Genomic DNA, 15,874 nt, shown 5'->3' with positions numbered 1-15,874 from the left:
AAGATGACAACTTTTTCTGACGGCCCGACAGAGCCTGCCGTACCTCAGCCCGGCGGCGCGAAGCGCTGGTTTTCTCGCCTGTGGATAGCACACGGGCGCAAGCTGGTGATTGCGCCGCCGTATTTATGGCTGATCCTGCTGTTTATGCTGCCGTTCCTGATCGTTTTTAAGATCAGTTTTTCGGAAATTGCCCGGGCGATCCCGCCTTACAGCGATCTGGTGAGCTGGGCCGACGGGCAGCTGTCGATCACCCTGAATCTGGCCAACTACTTCCAGCTGACGGACGATCCGCTCTATTTTGAGGCCTATCTGCAGTCGCTGCAGGTGGCGGCGATTTCAACGCTGTGCTGCCTGGCGCTGGGCTATCCGCTCGCCTGGGCGATAGCGCACAGCAAACCTTCAACGCGCAATATTCTGCTGCTGTTGGTTATTCTGCCTTCATGGACCTCGTTCTTGATCCGCGTGTACGCGTGGATGGGGATCCTGAAAAACAACGGTATTTTGAATAATGTGCTGATCTGGCTTGGGGTTATCGACCAGCCGCTGACGATTCTGCACACTAACCTGGCAGTCTATATCGGCATTGTTTATGCCTATCTGCCGTTTATGGTGTTGCCGATTTATACCGCGCTAACGCGCATTGATTATTCGCTGGTGGAGGCTTCGTTAGATCTCGGTGCCCGCCCGTTGAAAACCTTCTTTAGCGTGATTGTGCCGCTGACCAAAGGCGGGATTATCGCGGGTTCAATGCTGGTATTTATCCCGGCGGTAGGGGAGTTCGTTATTCCGGAACTGCTTGGCGGGCCGGACAGCATCATGATTGGCCGCGTCCTGTGGCAGGAATTCTTTAATAACCGCGACTGGCCGGTGGCCTCTGCCGTGGCGATTATCATGCTCCTGCTGCTTATCGTGCCGATCATGTGGTTCCACAAGTACCAGAACAAAGCGGCGGAGGATCACGCATGAACAACTTACCGGTCGTGCGTTCCCCGTGGCGTATTCTGATCCTGGTCATCGGCTTTACCTTTCTGTATGCGCCAATGCTGATGCTGGTTATCTACTCGTTTAACAGTTCTAAACTGGTAACGGTATGGGCCGGCTGGTCCACGCGCTGGTACGGCGAGCTGTTCCGGGATTCGGCAATGATGAACGCCGTTGGCCTGAGCCTGACCATCGCTGCGGCCGCCGCTACGATGGCTGTTATCCTCGGGACGATTGCCGCCGTGGTGATGGTGCGTTTTGGACGCTTCCGTGGCTCAAACGGCTTTGCTTTTATGCTGACCGCGCCGCTGGTTATGCCGGATGTTATCACCGGGCTTTCGCTGCTGCTGCTGTTCGTGGCCCTGGCGCACGCGATAGGCTGGCCGAGCGACAGGGGCATGCTCACCATCTGGCTGGCGCATGTCACATTCTGTACCGCGTATGTTTCGGTGGTGATTAGCTCTCGCCTGCGCGAGCTGGATCGTTCCATTGAAGAAGCGGCAATGGATCTTGGTGCGACGCCGTTAAAGGTATTCTTTGTGATTACCGTGCCGATGATTTCGCCTGCGATTATCTCCGGCTGGCTGCTGGCGTTTACGCTTTCTCTTGATGACCTGGTGATTGCCAGCTTCGTTTCGGGGCCGGGGGCGACCACGCTGCCGATGCTGGTGTTTTCCAACGTTCGTATGGGGGTTAATCCGGAAATTAACGCTTTGGCGTCGATTATTCTTGGCGTTGTGGGCGTTATCGGCTTGATTGCATGGTGGTTTATGGCGCGGGCAGAAAAGCAGCGCCTGCGCGATATCCAGAGTGCAAGACGTAGTTAAACCGCCTAAAATCTGCAATGATGTGCCTTCGGTGCCGCGCCTGTCGCGGCACCGTGACGTAAGGAACGCGAGGTTGTGGAAATTATCAGGAAACAGCGGTCATCTCATGCAAAATTAAACGTCCCCACGCTGGTTATGGTGGCGGCTATTGGTATCGTCACTACCCGATGCCTCGATTTGCTGCTGCTATTGAATATGCTTGGGGTTAGCGGGGTGATGGATTTTGTGCATCGCAGCGTACAAACCTGGCCCCTGACGCTGGTGTTTCTCGGCAGCCTGGTGATGCTTTTTGTCGAACTGCGCTGCGCGTTCGTGATAATCAAAGGACGCAACTGGGGACGCTGGGTGTTCCTGCTGACCCAAATTATTTCCGTGACTTATTTGTCTCTGGCCTCGCTTGGCTGGGGGTATCCGGAATTATTCAGTATCTCCGGCGGCACAAAACGTGAGATCTTCCGTTCGCTGTTCACCCAAAAGCTGCCTGATATTCTGGTGCTGCTCCTGCTGTTTGTCCCCGCCCGTAGCCGGCTTTTTTTCAGACTTCAGTAAGCGCAGAGTGCTACAATCTGCGCCCTCGTTTTTTCTCAGGGTTTTCCTATGCAATGCGCGCTCTATGATGCTGGCCGCTGTCGTTCCTGCCAGTGGATTGAACAACCGGTTGAAGACCAGCTTTCCGCCAAAATGACCGATCTCCGGCAGCTGCTGGACGGGATTGCGGTGGGCGAGTGGTGCAAGCCGGTCAGCGGCCCTGAGCAGGCGTTTCGTAATAAAGCTAAAATGGTGGTCAGCGGCAGCGTGGAAAAACCGCTGCTTGGGATGCTGCACCGTGACGGTACGCCCGAAGATTTAACCGATTGCCCGCTTTATCCGGCTTCTTTTGAGCCTGTTTTTGCGGCGCTGAAGCCGTTTATTGCTCGTGCGGGATTAACGCCCTATAACGTGGCGCGCAAGCGTGGGGAACTGAAGTATCTGCTGCTGACCGAAAGCCAGGCGGATGGCGGCATGATGCTGCGCTTTGTATTACGTTCGCAAAGCAAGCTGGAGCAGCTGAAAGCGGCGCTGCCGTGGCTCCAGCAGCAGCTGCCACAGCTCAAGGTGATTTCGGCCAATATTCAGCCGGTACATATGGCGATTATGGAAGGTGAGCAGGAAATCCCGCTGACCGAACAGCGTGCTCTCGAAGAGGTTTTCAACGGCGTGCCGCTGTTTATTCGCCCGCAGAGCTTCTTCCAGACCAATCCGCAGGTCGCTTCCCAACTATATGCCACCGCCCGCGACTGGGTGCGAGAGCTGCCGGTCAACCATATGTGGGATTTGTTCTGCGGCGTCGGCGGTTTTGGGCTGCATTGCGCCACGCCGGAGATGAAGCTAACCGGGATAGAAATCGCCCCGGAAGCGATTGCCAGCGCGAAGCAGTCGGCCGAAAAGCTGGGTCTGCATAATCTTCATTTTCAGGCGCTGGATTCCACGCAGTTTGCCGTCGCCCAGCAGGATATCCCGCAGCTGGTGCTGGTGAACCCGCCGCGTCGAGGCATTGGCAAAGCGCTTTGTGATTACCTGACGCAGATGGCTCCGGGGCATATCGTCTATTCGAGCTGCAATGCGCAGACCATGGCGAAGGATATTAAGATGCTGCCGGGTTACCGCGTGGTGCGTACCCAGCTGTTTGATATGTTCCCGCATACTTCACACTACGAGGTGTTGACGCTGCTGGAGTATTGTCCCTAACCCTGGCATTCGTGCCAGCGGTCTCTGCAGGCTCGGCTAAGGTTCCATTCACTTTCAGCCCTGTTTCATGTGTCATCACCGAACCGGTGAACGACTCGGGGAAGTCACCGTCACTTCCCCGAGACCCCGGACTCCCGGCGAGAAAACGGATGTGATTTAAGCCGGAACCGAGCCTCGCTTCTTATTTTTACCCTCACCCTAACCCTCTCCCTGGAAGGGAGAGGGAATAAAAAATGTTCCACGTTGGCTGTTTGCCCCCTCTCCCTCTGGGAGAGGGCTGGGGTGAGGGTGGAATTGCCTCCCGGCTCTCATCGCCCCCGGTTATGACCCAACTCAGGCGGGGTTGAGCTGCCGGGAGCAGCGAAAGAGAGCGATCGTCGGGAACGAATCGCGAACGACCCCGAATGTTTGGGTGATAGCCGGTGGGTTTACCGCTTCAGCGGCGATGAGCTCGCCGGGCGCCGGGGCTGTCCGGGGGATGGCGTTATTCCCCGGACACGTTCACTACGCTCGGTGATAGCATATGAGCTTGTACTTGAGGTGAACGGAATCTTAGCGGGCCTTACATAAAACATATTTGTGACTAAGGAGCGGCCCGGAGTGAGAACAAACTTACTGCGGGAACCACTCGTTACCGATCTTCTGGTAAGTCCCGTCTGCTTTAATTGCCGCCAGCGCATCGTTGAGTTTCTTGAGCAGCGCCTGATTATCCGGGCGAACCGCAATCCCTAAACCGGTGCCAAAGTACTGCGCGTCGGTCACATGCTCGCCCACGGTAGCCAGCTGCGGGTTGGTTTTCAGCCATTCGTTCACCACGGCGGTATCGCCGAACACGCCATCGATACGGCCATTTTTCAGGTCAATGATCGCGTTCTGGTAGCTGTCATAAGAGACGGTTTTGATCTCAGGATGTTTATCCTGCAGATATTTCTGGTGCGTGGTGCCGTTTTCCATCCCGATGCGTTTGCCCTTAAGGTCGTCCAGCGACGTAAACTGGCCTTTTTTCGCAATCACCACCGCCGAGTTGGCATAGTACGGGTTGGTAAAGGCGACCTGCTTTGCACGCTCCGGCGTGATGTCCATACCGGAAATGACCGCATCGTATTTGCGGAACTTCAGCGATGGGATAAGGCTGTCGAAGGCGTGGTTGGTGAAGGTACATTCAGCCTGCATTTGTTTGCATAGCGCTTTCGCCAGATCGATATCGAAACCGACGATCTGATTGCTGGCGTCCAGAGATTCAAAAGGAGGATATGTTGCCGAAGATCCGAAGCTGATTTTTTCCGCTGCAGCCGCGCCAAATGCGGTTGTTGCAAGGATTGCGGCTAACAGTAACTTTTTCATGCGTGTTGCTCCCGTCTGTCAATATTGTTTTAAATCGTCGTTTCCCGACGTCAAACAACCATGCCAAAATGTGAATTTATATGCAATAAAAATGTATAATTATATTTATCGGGGCGTAAAAAAAGCGGGGTTTGCCCCGCTTTCCTATTAACCTTTCTAGCTTCGGTGCTCGAAGGCCAGCGCCCGGCGTTCGATAAAGCGCATCAGCAGCGTGAGAAGTCCGTTAACAATAAGGTAGACCAGCCCGGCTGCGCCAAAAACGGCCACATCATAGGTGCGTCCGTACAGCAGCTGCCCGTAGCCCATCACTTCCATCAGCGTGATGGTGTAGGCCAGCGAGGTACTTTTAAAGACCAGCACTACTTCGTTTGAATAGGAAGAGAGCGCACGCTTGAAAGCATACGGCAGCAGGATAGCCAGCGTGTCTTTCTTGCTCATCCCCAAGGCGCTACAGGACTGCCATTGGCCTTCAGGAATGGCTCTGATAGCGCCGTAAAATAGCTGCGTGGTGTACGCGGCGCTGTTGAGCGACAGCGCAATCAAGGCGCACAGCCAGGGTTCGGAAAGCAGATGCCACAGCACCGGATAGTGCTGAAGCGACGGGAACTGCCCCGGCCCGTAGTAAATGAGGAAGATTTGCACCAGCAGCGGCGTGCCGGTAAACAGCGTGATGTAGACGCGCACAATGTGCACCAGCCCCGGCGTTTTCAGCGTCAGAACGATGGTGAACAGCAGCGACAGCACGAGCGCTACGGCAATAGAAGCGGCGGTGAGCGTCAGGCTGGTGTGCAGACCTTTCATCAGCTCCGGTAAGTACTCGAGCATCAGTCAGGTCTCCGTTCAAAGCGCGTGGCGCGCAGGTCGATACGCTTCAGGATGTACTGGCTCAGCAGGGTGATAACCAGGTAAATCGCAGCGGCAATCACGTACCAGGTAAACGGCTCCTGGGTGCGGGTGGCAATGCTTTTAGTTTGCAGCATCAGGTCGTTCACGCTGATAAGCGACACCAGGGCGGTGTCTTTCAGCAATACCAGCCACTGGTTACCCAGACCCGGCAGCGCGTGGCGCCACATCTGCGGCATCACCAGCCGGAAGAAAATCGCGGTTTGGGATAACCCCAACGCCTGGCCTGATTCCCATTGCCCAACCGGTACCGCTTTCAGCGCGCCGCGCAGCGTCTGCGACGCATAGGCGGAATAGAGCAGGGAGAGGGCAATCACGCCGCAGAGGAACGGGCTGACGTCAAAGTTCTCAATCTCCATTTTGACCGGAATCGCGGCAAAACCGAGGTTAATGGTAAAGCCGTCAGAGAGCATCAGCAGCAGCTGGGAGGAGCCGAAGTAGATAAACAGCACCACCAGAATTTCAGGCAGGCCACGGAAAAGCGTGACCAGCCCTGAGCCAATCCATGCCAACGGGCGCCATTTGGCGGACTCCCAGACGGCAAAGATCATCGCCAGCACGAGGCCGACTATCAGGGCACAAACGGCAAGGCCGACGGTCATCCCGGCGGCGCTTGCTAATGGAAACAATTCGTTCATCGAGTCGATTACTTCTGGAACCATTTGTCGTAGATGGCTTTGTAGGTGCCATCTTGTTTCACTTTATCCAGCGCGGCGTTGAATTTGCTCTGCAGGTCAGTGTTGCCCTGACGCAGGGCGATGCCGAGGCCGGTGCCGAAGTAATCTTTGTCGGTCACTTTATCACCCACGGCAACCAGTTCCGGGTTGGCTTTCAGCCATTCGGTCACCACGGCGGTATCGCCGAAGACGGCATCAATACGGCCGTTCTGCAGATCCAGCTTAGCGTTCTGATAGCTGTCATAAGGTACGGTGGTGATTTCCGGGTGCTTATCGGTGATGTATTTCTGGTGCGTGGTCCCGTTCTGGATACCCACTTTCTTGCCTTTCAGCGCGCTGATATCAGCGTTCTTGCCCTTCACGCCAACAAACAGCGCGGAGTTGTCATAGTAAGGCTTGGTGAACAGCACCTGTTTTTCACGCTCAGGCGTGATGTCCATCCCCGCCATTACCGCGTCAATACGGCGGAATTTCAGGCTTGGGATCAGGCTGTCGAACGCCTGATTGGTAAAGGTACAGGTGGCATCGATCTGTTTGCACAGGGCGTTAGCCAGGTCAACGTCAAAGCCGACGATCTTGTTGTTGGCGTCGATAGACTCAAACGGAGGGTAAGAGGCTTCGGTAGCAAAACGGATAGTCTGTGCGGCGGTAGCAGAAAGGCTCAGAGTGGCTAAAAGAGTGGCCAGCAAAACTTTTTTCATTGTCGTTTTCCCGTTCAACATCAGTGAGAGAGATAGAATTTAAACGCATCGGTTTGCGGGTTAGCAAAGCAGCTGGCATCACCTTGTTCGATGATGTGGCCGTTTTCCATATACACCACGCGGCTGGCGGTTTTACGCGCCACTTCTACTTCATGGGTCACGATGACCTGAGTAATGTTGGTTTCCGCCAGCTCGCGAATAATGCTGACGATCTGCGCGGTGATTTCCGGGTCGAGGGCGGCAGTAGGCTCATCAAACAGCAGAATCTGCGGCTCCATCATCAGTGCGCGGGCAATCGCCACGCGCTGCTGCTGACCGCCGGAAAGATGCAGCGGATAGCGATCCATATACGGCTTCAGGCGCAGGCGTTCAAGCAGCTTATCGGCGCGTTCGCGGGCTTTATCTTTACTTAAGCCCAGCACGCGGCACGGCGCTTCAATCAGGTTTTGCAGCACGGTGAAGTGCGGCCACAGATTGTATTGCTGGAAGACCATGCCGACGTTCTGGCGCAGTTCGCGAATCGCTTTGTCGCCGGGGGCTTTGGAGAAGTCGAAATTATTGCCTGCGATGCTGAGTTTGCCGGAACGCGGCATCTCGAGCAGGTTAAGCACGCGCAAAAGTGAACTCTTGCCGGCGCCGCTTGGGCCCAGCAATACCAGCGTCTCACCCTGCGGGCAATGTAGTGTGATGTCGAACAGCGCCTGATGGGCACCGTAAAAGCAATTAATGCTGTCTAGTTGAATACTCATGCGCTGAAGTTGAATAGCAATTGAGGCCGCAAAGGGTACCTTTAACAGAATAGTTATGCAATCTTTGTGCGTTAAAACTTAAAAATAACTGCTTTCATGGCGTAAAGTTAGCACAAAATAGCGAGGCGGGTGGTGGCTAAGTATAAAAAACCGCATTCCCTGAAAATGCCAGACTATTTACAGGGGTTACGTTTTTTCCACCCGCATAGCGTAAGCCAAAATTGCCGCTATTTCCCTTCAACCGCCTGCCGCAGCGTGCCGGTTGGCGCGTGGCTTGCCGCACCGAGATAACGCACATCGTCCACCGCCCAGCACTGGCCTTCGCGCACCATCAGCACTTCATCTTTCCAGGTCTGGCTGCCGCGAGTGAGCTCGACCCGCAGCGGAAGATTGCGCGCGTCGGTATTAGGGATAGTTGACGCAGAGGCAACGCTTGCTTTATCCGGCCCTTCGGACTGGCTGGAGAAGATATCGCTGCGGGTAAACGCGTTTTGTGCGGCCGGTAAGGTGCTGGATTTTTGCAGCAGCTGGAACAGGGAATCACTCAGGTAAGGCCGCAGCGCGGCGACGGAACTCAGGCCTTCACCTTTGTGGGCGATGCGGTAGTCATAGAACTGCTGAGCGACGTCATCCGGGCCGCCGCTGACGCAGGGGCCGCTGCGGGTGCCGATGTCTTTAAAGGCTGGCGTTACGGTAGTACAGGCCGACAGAACCAGCGCACAGGGGAGAAGAGCCAAAGCTGAGCTGCGCATTTTTATTTCCTTATTTTCTCAGGAGGACTACCTTAGCATAGCGTATTGGCTCAAAATCGCGTGGCGATTGCCGGGCTAACATGTTGATGGCAAAGAGAGGAGAACGAGATGCAGTTTACAACGACGCCGGGCCTGGAAGGCCACATCATTACTGAATACTGCGGTGTAGTGACCGGGGAAGCTATCCTGGGGGCTAATATTTTCCGCGATTTTTTTGCCGGGGTTCGCGACATCGTCGGCGGGCGTTCCGGTGCTTATGAAAAAGAATTACGTAAAGCGCGGGATATCGCGTTCCGCGAAATTCAGGAGCAGGCCGAAAGCCTGGGGGCTAATGCGGTAGTCGGGATAGATATCGATTACGAAACCGTGGGTAAGGACGGCAGTATGCTGATGGTTTGCGTCAGCGGCACGGCGGTGAAAACACGGAAATGAAAGCCAGGATCTTAGCGCTTGCCCTGGCGCTGCTGCTGGCGGGCTGCGCCGGCCAAAAAGGGATTGTCGATCGGGGCAGCTTTAAAGTAGACACCAGACACCAGGCTCAGGCCGCTTATCCACGGGTGAAAATCCTGGTTATCCACTACACCGCGGATGATTTTTCAGGGTCGCTCTCCACGCTCACAGATCGTAACGTCAGCGCTCACTATCTGATTCCGGCTAAGCCACCGCTGTCCGGTGGGAAACCCGTTGTCTGGCAGCTGGTGCCAGAAGAACAGCTGGCCTGGCATGCGGGGATAAGCTTCTGGCGAGGCGCTACGCGCATCAATGATACTTCCGTGGGGATTGAGCTGGAAAACCAGGGCTACACGCGAATCGGGGGCGTTCAGCGCTTCTATCCGTTCAGCCAGCCGCAGATTGCGGTACTTGAAGATTTAGCGAAGCAGATTGTTGCGCGCTATAACATCGCGCCGCAGAATGTGGTGGCTCACGGAGACATTGCCCCGCAGCGCAAGGTTGACCCGGGTCCGCTGTTCCCCTGGAAGCACTTTGCGGAAAAAGGGATTGGCGCATGGCCAGATGCGGCGCGGGTGGCATTTTATCTCAATGGCCGTGGTCCTTATCAACCGGTGGATAAGGCGGAGCTGTTGGATTTACTTTCCCGCTATGGCTACGAAGTGTTGCCGGGCATGACCGATGCGCAGCAGAAAAGGGTGATTACCGCCTTCCAGATGCATTTCCGCCCGGCGAACTACAGCGGCGAAGCGGATGCAGAAAGCCAGGCGATAGCCGAAGCACTCCTGGAGAAATACGGCCAGGGCTAGCCGCGGTGCAGCGTGCCGTGATCTTTAAGCCACAGCGCGGTGCGCCGAATGCCTTCATCAAGGGTGATGATAGGCTGGTAGCCCAGCTCCGTCTCCGCTCGTGTTGTATCCAGGGTCAGATCGAAGTTCAGCTTGGAGACGCCGTAGTGCGTGAGCACCGGCTCTTTGGCCGATTTATTGCCAAAGTGCTCCAGGCTGCGGGCGATGATGTCCAGCATCGGGTACGGCACCGAGCGGATGCGGCATTTGATGCCCAGCTCGTCGATAAGCTTCTGCACGATGGTCCGCAGCGGGCGAGCTTCCATGTTGGTGATGTTGTAAGCCCGGCCGGACGGTAAGTTCTGTTGCTGCGTCGCCAGCCACATCGCATGCACCGCGTTTTCCAGATAGGTCATATCCACCAGCGCATCGCCGCCGCGCGGCAGCAGCACGCTCCCGTAGTGGCGCATCATCTGCACCAGGCGCGGGAAAAACACTTTGTCGTGCGGCCCGAACAGGCTTTGCGGACGCAGGATGGTGAAGCGGGTGTTCGGGTTGGCCTGCGCCAGCAGCTGAATAACCTCTTCACTGGCGGCTTTGCTGCGGGCAAATTCGTTGGCAAAGCGCACCGGGCGGAAATCTTCGCTGATGTTGCGGTGGTGGTGGTAGTCGAAGTAGAGCGACGGCGACGAGATGTGAATAAAGTCGCGCACGCCCCAGGCCACGGCCCATTCGCCCAGGCGGCGGGTGGCGCGGACGTTGGCGAGGTCAAAGGCCTGCTGGGTTCCCCACGGCGAGGTAAAGCTGGAGCAGTGCCACAGCGTGTCGACATCCGCGAGCATCACTTTCGCCTGGGAAGAGACCAGCTCCGTCAGGTCGGCATGGACAAATTCTGCGCCCATCTTTTGCAGCAGCTTGCCCATCGCTTCGTTGCGCCCGGTTGCCCGGACGCTGACGCCCCTGGCGCGTAAATATTCGACCGCGTTTCGGCCTAAACCGCTGGTTGCGCCGGTGACCAGTACCTTCATGTGACCAACTCGTTATATTTGAGATTAACGCTGCGCATTTTTCCGTGAAACGGCAGCGCATGCAATGGGAATACTGAAAGATTAAGAGCTAACATCTCTTTTTGATCGAGTTTTGTTCCGCTAAATGAACAATTCGCCGCGCCATTCCCTTAAAGATAAATAAATGGGCGGGGATCATCACCAGCCAGTAGAGCAAACCGGCGCAGCCGTGAGGATGCCACCAGGCCCTGACGTCGAGCGTGCGCTGGTTGCCGTCATCCTGCAATGTGAAGGAAAGCCGCCCGAGCCCCGGCGCTTTCATGCCGAACAGCAGCGTCAGCTCTTTTTCCGGCTCGGCAATAATCACTTTCCAGCTATCCACGGTGTCGCCCACTTCCAGCATGGCTTTTTCAGGCCGCCCTTTAGCAAGCCGATGGCCGACCAGCAAATCCATCAGCGCGCGGGTCTTCCACAGGGTATTGCCAAAAAAGTAGCCTTCTTTGCCGCCGAGCTGGTTAATGACCTGCCACAGTGAACGGAGATCGGCGTGGGTGGTGAGCGTGCAGCCCGCCTGTTTGGCAAAAAAACCGTAATCTGGCCGCCAGCGGGCAAACGCCTGAGCGTCATAGCCCCAGTCCTGCGAGTTGGCGAGCTTGTGCTCGTTCGCCAGCGTCAGGCGTACGGCGTCGTCAAAGCTGATGAGCTGCTGCGGGATGAGTTCTCGCAGGCTGCGGTCATCGGCCAGCAGATCGTGTTCAAGCCCCTGAATCAGCGCTTTGGCGATGCCGGGCGGCACGGAGGTGATGACGTTCAGAAACCACACGGAAATCCAGCTGGTGGGCAGAGGGACGGGAATCAACGGACGACGGCGGCCGCTGATAGCCATAAAGCGCTCAAACTGCTGCTGGTAGCTGAGCACTTCCGGGCCTGCGGCTTCAAACAGGCGGTGGCCTGTCGCAGGATTATCTAACAGCGCGGCCAGGTAATGCAGCAGGTTATCCAGGGCAATAGGTGAGGTGCGGGAGCGCACCCAGCGCGGTGGCGTGAGCACCGGCAGGTTGTAAACCATATCACGCATGACCTCGAAGGCCGCCGAGCCTGCGCCAACAATAATTCCTGCCCGCAGTTCGGTGACCGGAACGCCGGAATCGCGCAGGGTATCTGCTGTGATTTGCCGCGCCTTCAGGTGTTTCGAATTTGTTTGCCCACTTTTTGCCTGCAATGAGCTGAGGAAAATAACCTGCTTGACCGGATGCTCGGTCAGCGCGTCGCGCATGTTCAGCGCCGCCTGGCGTTCGAACTCCATAAAGTCATCGCCATCGCCCATGCTGTGGATCAGGTAATAAACCGTATCCACGCTTTCCAGCAAGGCACCCAGGCGGTGCGGCCAGTGTAAGTCAACGTGCCGACATTCGACGCCAGGCCACGGCTGCTTTTTCAGCCAGTCAATGCGGCGTGCGGCGGCGGTGACGTGATGCCCCGCCGCCGAGAGTAAAGGCACCAGGTGCTGGCCAATGTAGCCGCTGGCGCCGAGGACCAGTATCCTTTGGGGTTCTGCCATCGTCCCTGACTCCCGTTAGTTTTGCAGGAAGCTGCGCCAGTGGGCGACGACTTCAGCCAGCTGACTGCGGGTGACGTCCAGATGGGTGACCAGGCGCGTTGCCGGGCCCGCGCTGATGATGATGCCGCGCTCACGCATGTAGGGGCCTAAATCTTCCGCTTCTTCCGCCGTCATGCGCACGAACACCATGTTGGTATCCTGGCGCATTACGTCAACGCCAATTTCACGCAGCTCGCCAGCCAGCCAGTGAGCGTTATCGTGATCTTCTTTCAGGCGCTCAACGTTATTTTTCAGCGCATACAGGCCAGCCGCCGCCAGAATCCCGGCCTGGCGCATGCCGCCACCGGTCATCTTGCGCCAGCGTATGGCACGTTTGATGTACTCTTTACTGCCCACCAGCAGGGAGCCAACCGGCGTGCCCAGGCCTTTCGACAGGCAGATGGTGAAGCTGTCGCAGTAGCGGGTAATGTCTTCCAGCTGGCAGCCATAGGAAACCACGGCGTTGAAGATACGCGCGCCGTCAACGTGCAGCGCCAGGTTGTGCTTGCGGGTGAACTCCCAGGCCTGCTGGAGATATTCGCGCGGCAGCACTTTGCCGTTATGGGTATTCTCAAGGCTCAATAATTTAGTGCGGGCGAAGTGAATGTCGTCCGGCTTAATTTTGGCCGCCACTTTGTCCAGCGGCAGGGAGCCGTCGCGATCCGCTTCGATAGGCTGAGGCTGAATGCTGCCCAGTACCGCTGCACCACCGGCTTCATAGAGGTAGTTATGTGCGGCCTGGCCAACGATGTACTCTTCGCCACGCTCGCAGTGGCTGAGCAACGCCACCAGGTTAGCCTGAGTGCCGGTAGGTAAAAACAGGGCAGCTTCTTTACCGCTGATTTTTGCCGCGTACTCCTGAAGCTCGTTAACGGTCGGGTCGTCGCCGTAAACGTCATCTCCGGTCGGCGCGGCCATCATTTGCTCAAGCATGGCGCGGGAAGGGCGGGTAACGGTATCGCTGCGTAAATCGATCATGACGGGTCCTTTATCGAGAGGCTGCGCCCGGACAAGTATCCGGGCGCCTGGGGCAACCTTCTTTTTTACCGGAACCAGTTGGTTTTCGCCAGCTCGATAACTTCATCTCCGCGCCCGCTGATGATGGCGCGCAGCATATACAGGCTGAATCCTTTAGCCTGTTCCAGTTTGATTTGCGGGGGAATAGCCAGCTCGTCTTTGGCGACAACCACGTCCACCAGCACCGGGCCATCCGTACTGAAAGCCTGTTCCAGCGCGGCGTTCAGCTCTTCGGGTTTTTCAACGCGAATGCCGGTGATGCCGCAGGCTTCGGCGATGCGGGCGAAGTTGGTGTCGTGGAGTTCGGTGCCGTCGGTGAGGTAGCCCCCGGCCTTCATCTCCATGGCCACAAACCCCAGCACGCTGTTGTTGAAGACCACTATTTTAATCGGCAGCTGCATTTGCGCGACGGACAGGAAATCACCCATCAGCATGCTGAATCCGCCGTCGCCGCACATGGCGACGACCTGACGATCGGGGGCGGTGGCTTTTGCGCCCAGCGCCTGCGGCATGGCGTTAGCCATCGAGCCGTGGTTAAACGAGCCCAGCAGACGGCGCCTGCCGTTCATTTTCAGGTAGCGTGCGGCCCAGACGGTAGGCGTGCCTACGTCGCAGGTAAAAATGGCATCATCGGCGGCGTAATGGCTGATTTGCTGCGCCAGATATTGAGGGTGGATTGGCTTGCCTTCGGTGGCTTTTGCCAGATCGTCCAGATCCTCACGTGCTTTGCGGTAATTCTCGAGCGCTTTATCGAGGAAGCTGCGATCGGCTTTCTCTTCCAGCATCGGCAGCAGGGCGGCCAGCGTGGCTTTGATATCGCCAATCAGCGCCATGTCGACCTTGCTGTGCGCGCCGATGCTGCCGGGATTGATATCAATCTGGATAATTTTTGCATCCGTCGGGTAGAACGCACGGTACGGGAACTGGGTGCCGAGTAGGATCAGCGTGTCGGCGTTCATCATGGTGTGGAAGCCGGACGAGAAGCCGATTAATCCGGTCATGCCCACGTCATAGGGGTTGTTGTACTCGACATGCTCTTTACCGCGCAGGGCGTGAACGACAGGCGCTTTCAGCGTGGCCGCCAGCTGTACCAGTTCATCGTGGGCGCCGGCACAGCCGCTGCCGCACATCAGGGCGATGTTGTCGTTATAGCGCAGCAGCTGGGCGAGTTTTTTCAGCTCGTCATGATGCGGCACCACGACGGGCTGAGGGGCCGGGTACCAGTGAGTGGTCGCGTTTTCCGGCGCAGGCTTAAGCGCCACGTCGCCCGGCAGGACGACGACCGAAACGCCGCGGTTCAGGATGGCTTTACGCATGGCTATCGCCAGTATCTGCGGGATTTGTTCCGGGTTAGAGACCAGCTCGCAGTAGTGGCTGCACTCGCGGAACAGCTCTTCGGGATGGGTTTCCTGGAAGTAACCGCTGCCGATTTCGCTTGAAGGAATATGGGCGGCAATAGCGAGCACGGGCACATGGTTTCGGTGGCAGTCATACAGGCCGTTAATGAGGTGCAGGTTGCCTGGCCCACACGAGCCAGCACAAACCGCAAGCTCTCCGGTAAGGTGCGCTTCTGCCCCGGCGGCGAAAGCGGCAACCTCCTCATGGCGGGTCGGCATCCACTTGATGGTCCCCATACGATTGAGGCTGTCGCTGAGGCCGTTCAGTGAATCGCCGGTGACGCCCCAGATACGTTTCACGCCCGCGCTTTCAAGCGTTTTGGCCAGCCAGGCCGCTACGGATTGTTTCATCGGTTTTCCTTGTCCAGTGTGATAGCGCTTACAAGCTTAGTTCAATTCCACGTAAGGGCAGGTAAAAGCCTCCCTAAAATTAGGGCTATTTGTTGCTGAATATTAAGTGTAAATTATTCTCGTTATCATTTTAAAAGGGTGGCAATTCATATGGTTACTAAAATGTTAAATGCAGTGAATGGCGCACTAAGCAAAGACGATCTGGGCAAATTATTCCTGCGCCTGGCGGTAGGTGGCCTGATGCTGTTTCACGGCCTGCATAAGCTGTTTGGGGGCGTGGGCGGCATTAAAGGGATGCTGGCTGCGCACGGAATACCGGAATTTGTGGCCTACGGCGTGCTGCTGGGTGAGGTGCTTGCCCCGCTGCTGATTATTTTAGGGATCCTGACGCGGCTGTCCGCGATTGGGCTGGTATTCACCATGATCGTGGCGTGGCTGCTGGTGGGCGTGGGGGAAACCTTTATGCTGGATAAAACCGGGGCCTGGGGCATTGAGAGCCTGATGTACTTTTTCCTCGGCGCGCTGGCGATAGTCTTTTGTGGTGCGGGGCGTTACGCGTTTGGCAAGGCTGCCTGGCGGTAGAAAAAGAAGAGGCACCGCGA

17 protein-coding genes are annotated in these 15,874 nt (G+C 56.7%); 7 read left to right on the top strand and 10 right to left on the bottom strand.

The window, feature by feature from the left end; translation table 11 throughout:
• Nucleotides 1–3: 3 nt before the first annotated feature.
• From potH to rlmC, 4 genes are all read left to right on the top strand, one after another.
• Nucleotides 4–966, top strand: coding sequence for a putrescine ABC transporter permease PotH (gene potH, locus JT31_RS05260; RefSeq protein ID WP_038474174.1), 963 nt, complete (start codon nt 4–6; stop codon nt 964–966).
• Entirely contained in the window at nt 963–1,808 is an 846-nt protein-coding gene (gene potI, locus JT31_RS05255; RefSeq protein WP_038474171.1) for a putrescine ABC transporter permease PotI, read from the top strand. Before potH ends, potI begins: the two co-directional genes overlap by 4 nt.
• Before the next feature lie 135 nt (nt 1,809–1,943).
• A complete protein-coding gene (locus JT31_RS05250) occupies nt 1,944–2,357 on the top strand; it encodes a YbjO family protein (RefSeq protein ID WP_419177773.1) in 414 nt (137 codons plus the stop codon).
• 48 nt (nt 2,358–2,405) lie between these two features.
• On the top strand, nt 2,406–3,536 hold the full coding sequence (rlmC, locus tag JT31_RS05245; RefSeq protein WP_038474166.1) for a 23S rRNA (uracil(747)-C(5))-methyltransferase RlmC: 1,131 nt from the start codon (nt 2,406–2,408) through the stop codon (nt 3,534–3,536).
• Between the two features lie 612 nt (nt 3,537–4,148).
• Here rlmC and artJ (JT31_RS05240) read toward each other — a convergent pair.
• The 6 genes from artJ (JT31_RS05240) to JT31_RS05215 form a co-directional block, all read right to left on the bottom strand.
• Nucleotides 4,149–4,880 (bottom strand): arginine ABC transporter substrate-binding protein ArtJ, encoded by a 732-nt coding sequence (gene artJ, locus JT31_RS05240; RefSeq protein ID WP_038474163.1) that lies wholly within the window; start codon nt 4,878–4,880, stop codon nt 4,149–4,151.
• Nucleotides 4,881–5,036: 156 nt separating this feature from the next.
• Nucleotides 5,037–5,705: an arginine ABC transporter permease ArtM gene (gene artM, locus JT31_RS05235; protein WP_038474160.1), complete on the bottom strand. Its 669-nt coding sequence runs from the start codon at nt 5,703–5,705 to the stop codon at nt 5,037–5,039.
• Nucleotides 5,705–6,421 carry an arginine ABC transporter permease ArtQ gene (gene artQ, locus JT31_RS05230; protein WP_038474157.1) on the bottom strand — a complete coding sequence of 239 codons (717 nt, stop codon included), beginning with the start codon at nt 6,419–6,421 and terminating at the stop codon, nt 5,705–5,707. Before artQ ends, artM begins: the two co-directional genes overlap by 1 nt.
• An 8-nt stretch (nt 6,422–6,429) precedes the next feature.
• Nucleotides 6,430–7,161 carry an arginine ABC transporter substrate-binding protein gene (gene artJ, locus JT31_RS05225; RefSeq protein ID WP_038474155.1) on the bottom strand — a complete coding sequence of 244 codons (732 nt, stop codon included), beginning with the start codon at nt 7,159–7,161 and terminating at the stop codon, nt 6,430–6,432.
• Between the two features lie 20 nt (nt 7,162–7,181).
• Nucleotides 7,182–7,910, bottom strand: coding sequence for an arginine ABC transporter ATP-binding protein ArtP (gene artP, locus JT31_RS05220; protein WP_038474152.1), 729 nt, complete (start codon nt 7,908–7,910; stop codon nt 7,182–7,184).
• 227 nt (nt 7,911–8,137) lie between these two features.
• Nucleotides 8,138–8,662, bottom strand: coding sequence for a lipoprotein (locus tag JT31_RS05215; RefSeq protein WP_038474149.1), 525 nt, complete (start codon nt 8,660–8,662; stop codon nt 8,138–8,140).
• A 108-nt stretch (nt 8,663–8,770) separates the two neighbouring features.
• Between JT31_RS05215 and JT31_RS05210 the strand changes: the two genes are divergently transcribed.
• Both JT31_RS05210 and JT31_RS05205 read left to right on the top strand, forming a co-directional pair.
• Nucleotides 8,771–9,094, top strand: a complete 324-nt coding sequence (locus JT31_RS05210) for a heavy metal-binding domain-containing protein (protein WP_038474145.1) — start codon at nt 8,771–8,773, stop codon at nt 9,092–9,094.
• A complete protein-coding gene (locus tag JT31_RS05205) occupies nt 9,091–9,921 on the top strand; it encodes an N-acetylmuramoyl-L-alanine amidase (RefSeq protein ID WP_038474142.1) in 831 nt (276 codons plus the stop codon). The genes JT31_RS05210 and JT31_RS05205 overlap by 4 nt, the downstream gene beginning before the upstream one ends.
• Here JT31_RS05205 and JT31_RS05200 read toward each other — a convergent pair.
• The 4 genes from JT31_RS05200 to poxB all read right to left on the bottom strand — a co-directional run bounded on the left by JT31_RS05200 (nt 9,918) and on the right by poxB (nt 15,272).
• On the bottom strand, nt 9,918–10,928 hold the full coding sequence (locus tag JT31_RS05200) for an NAD-dependent epimerase/dehydratase family protein (protein WP_038474139.1): 1,011 nt from the start codon (nt 10,926–10,928) through the stop codon (nt 9,918–9,920). The genes JT31_RS05205 and JT31_RS05200 overlap by 4 nt on opposite strands.
• Before the next feature lie 88 nt (nt 10,929–11,016).
• Nucleotides 11,017–12,468: an SDR family oxidoreductase gene (locus JT31_RS05195; RefSeq protein ID WP_038474136.1), complete on the bottom strand. Its 1,452-nt coding sequence runs from the start codon at nt 12,466–12,468 to the stop codon at nt 11,017–11,019.
• 15 nt (nt 12,469–12,483) lie between these two features.
• Complete coding sequence (gene ltaE / locus JT31_RS05190) at nt 12,484–13,485, bottom strand: low-specificity L-threonine aldolase (protein ID WP_038474133.1); 1,002 nt, start codon at nt 13,483–13,485, stop codon at nt 12,484–12,486.
• Between the two features lie 65 nt (nt 13,486–13,550).
• Nucleotides 13,551–15,272, bottom strand: coding sequence for a ubiquinone-dependent pyruvate dehydrogenase (poxB, locus tag JT31_RS05185; protein WP_038474130.1), 1,722 nt, complete (start codon nt 15,270–15,272; stop codon nt 13,551–13,553).
• Nucleotides 15,273–15,422: 150 nt separating this feature from the next.
• Between poxB and JT31_RS05180 the strand changes: the two genes are divergently transcribed.
• The gene (locus JT31_RS05180) at nt 15,423–15,854 is read left to right on the top strand and encodes a DoxX family protein (RefSeq protein ID WP_038474127.1); all 432 of its coding nucleotides are present in this window, start codon (nt 15,423–15,425) and stop codon (nt 15,852–15,854) included.
• The last annotated feature ends 20 nt before the right edge of the window (nt 15,855–15,874 follow it).

It is taken from the genome of Cedecea neteri, assembly GCF_000757825.1.
Classification (GTDB): Bacteria; Pseudomonadota; Gammaproteobacteria; order Enterobacterales; family Enterobacteriaceae; genus Cedecea; species Cedecea selenatireducens.
The sequence above is the reverse complement of the archived record's forward strand: the minus strand, read 5'-3'. Positions and strand labels throughout refer to the sequence as shown.

What these genes read in the sequence shown, in the direction of transcription:
- potH (WP_038474174.1), top strand. Translation starts at nt 4, where the DNA reads ATGACAACTTTTTCTGACGGCCCGACAGAGCCTGCCGTACCTCAGCCC.
- potI (WP_038474171.1), top strand. Translation starts at nt 963, where the DNA reads ATGAACAACTTACCGGTCGTGCGTTCCCCGTGGCGTATTCTGATCCTG.
- JT31_RS05250 (WP_419177773.1), top strand. Translation starts at nt 1,944, where the DNA reads ATGGTGGCGGCTATTGGTATCGTCACTACCCGATGCCTCGATTTGCTG.
- rlmC (WP_038474166.1), top strand. Translation starts at nt 2,406, where the DNA reads ATGCAATGCGCGCTCTATGATGCTGGCCGCTGTCGTTCCTGCCAGTGG.
- artJ (WP_038474163.1), bottom strand. Translation starts at nt 4,880, where the DNA reads ATGAAAAAGTTACTGTTAGCCGCAATCCTTGCAACAACCGCATTTGGC.
- artM (WP_038474160.1), bottom strand. Translation starts at nt 5,705, where the DNA reads ATGCTCGAGTACTTACCGGAGCTGATGAAAGGTCTGCACACCAGCCTG.
- artQ (WP_038474157.1), bottom strand. Translation starts at nt 6,421, where the DNA reads ATGAACGAATTGTTTCCATTAGCAAGCGCCGCCGGGATGACCGTCGGC.
- artJ (WP_038474155.1), bottom strand. Translation starts at nt 7,161, where the DNA reads ATGAAAAAAGTTTTGCTGGCCACTCTTTTAGCCACTCTGAGCCTTTCT.
- artP (WP_038474152.1), bottom strand. Translation starts at nt 7,910, where the DNA reads ATGAGTATTCAACTAGACAGCATTAATTGCTTTTACGGTGCCCATCAG.
- JT31_RS05215 (WP_038474149.1), bottom strand. Translation starts at nt 8,662, where the DNA reads ATGCGCAGCTCAGCTTTGGCTCTTCTCCCCTGTGCGCTGGTTCTGTCG.
- JT31_RS05210 (WP_038474145.1), top strand. Translation starts at nt 8,771, where the DNA reads ATGCAGTTTACAACGACGCCGGGCCTGGAAGGCCACATCATTACTGAA.
- JT31_RS05205 (WP_038474142.1), top strand. Translation starts at nt 9,091, where the DNA reads ATGAAAGCCAGGATCTTAGCGCTTGCCCTGGCGCTGCTGCTGGCGGGC.
- JT31_RS05200 (WP_038474139.1), bottom strand. Translation starts at nt 10,928, where the DNA reads ATGAAGGTACTGGTCACCGGCGCAACCAGCGGTTTAGGCCGAAACGCG.
- JT31_RS05195 (WP_038474136.1), bottom strand. Translation starts at nt 12,468, where the DNA reads ATGGCAGAACCCCAAAGGATACTGGTCCTCGGCGCCAGCGGCTACATT.
- ltaE (WP_038474133.1), bottom strand. Translation starts at nt 13,485, where the DNA reads ATGATCGATTTACGCAGCGATACCGTTACCCGCCCTTCCCGCGCCATG.
- poxB (WP_038474130.1), bottom strand. Translation starts at nt 15,272, where the DNA reads ATGAAACAATCCGTAGCGGCCTGGCTGGCCAAAACGCTTGAAAGCGCG.
- JT31_RS05180 (WP_038474127.1), top strand. Translation starts at nt 15,423, where the DNA reads ATGGTTACTAAAATGTTAAATGCAGTGAATGGCGCACTAAGCAAAGAC.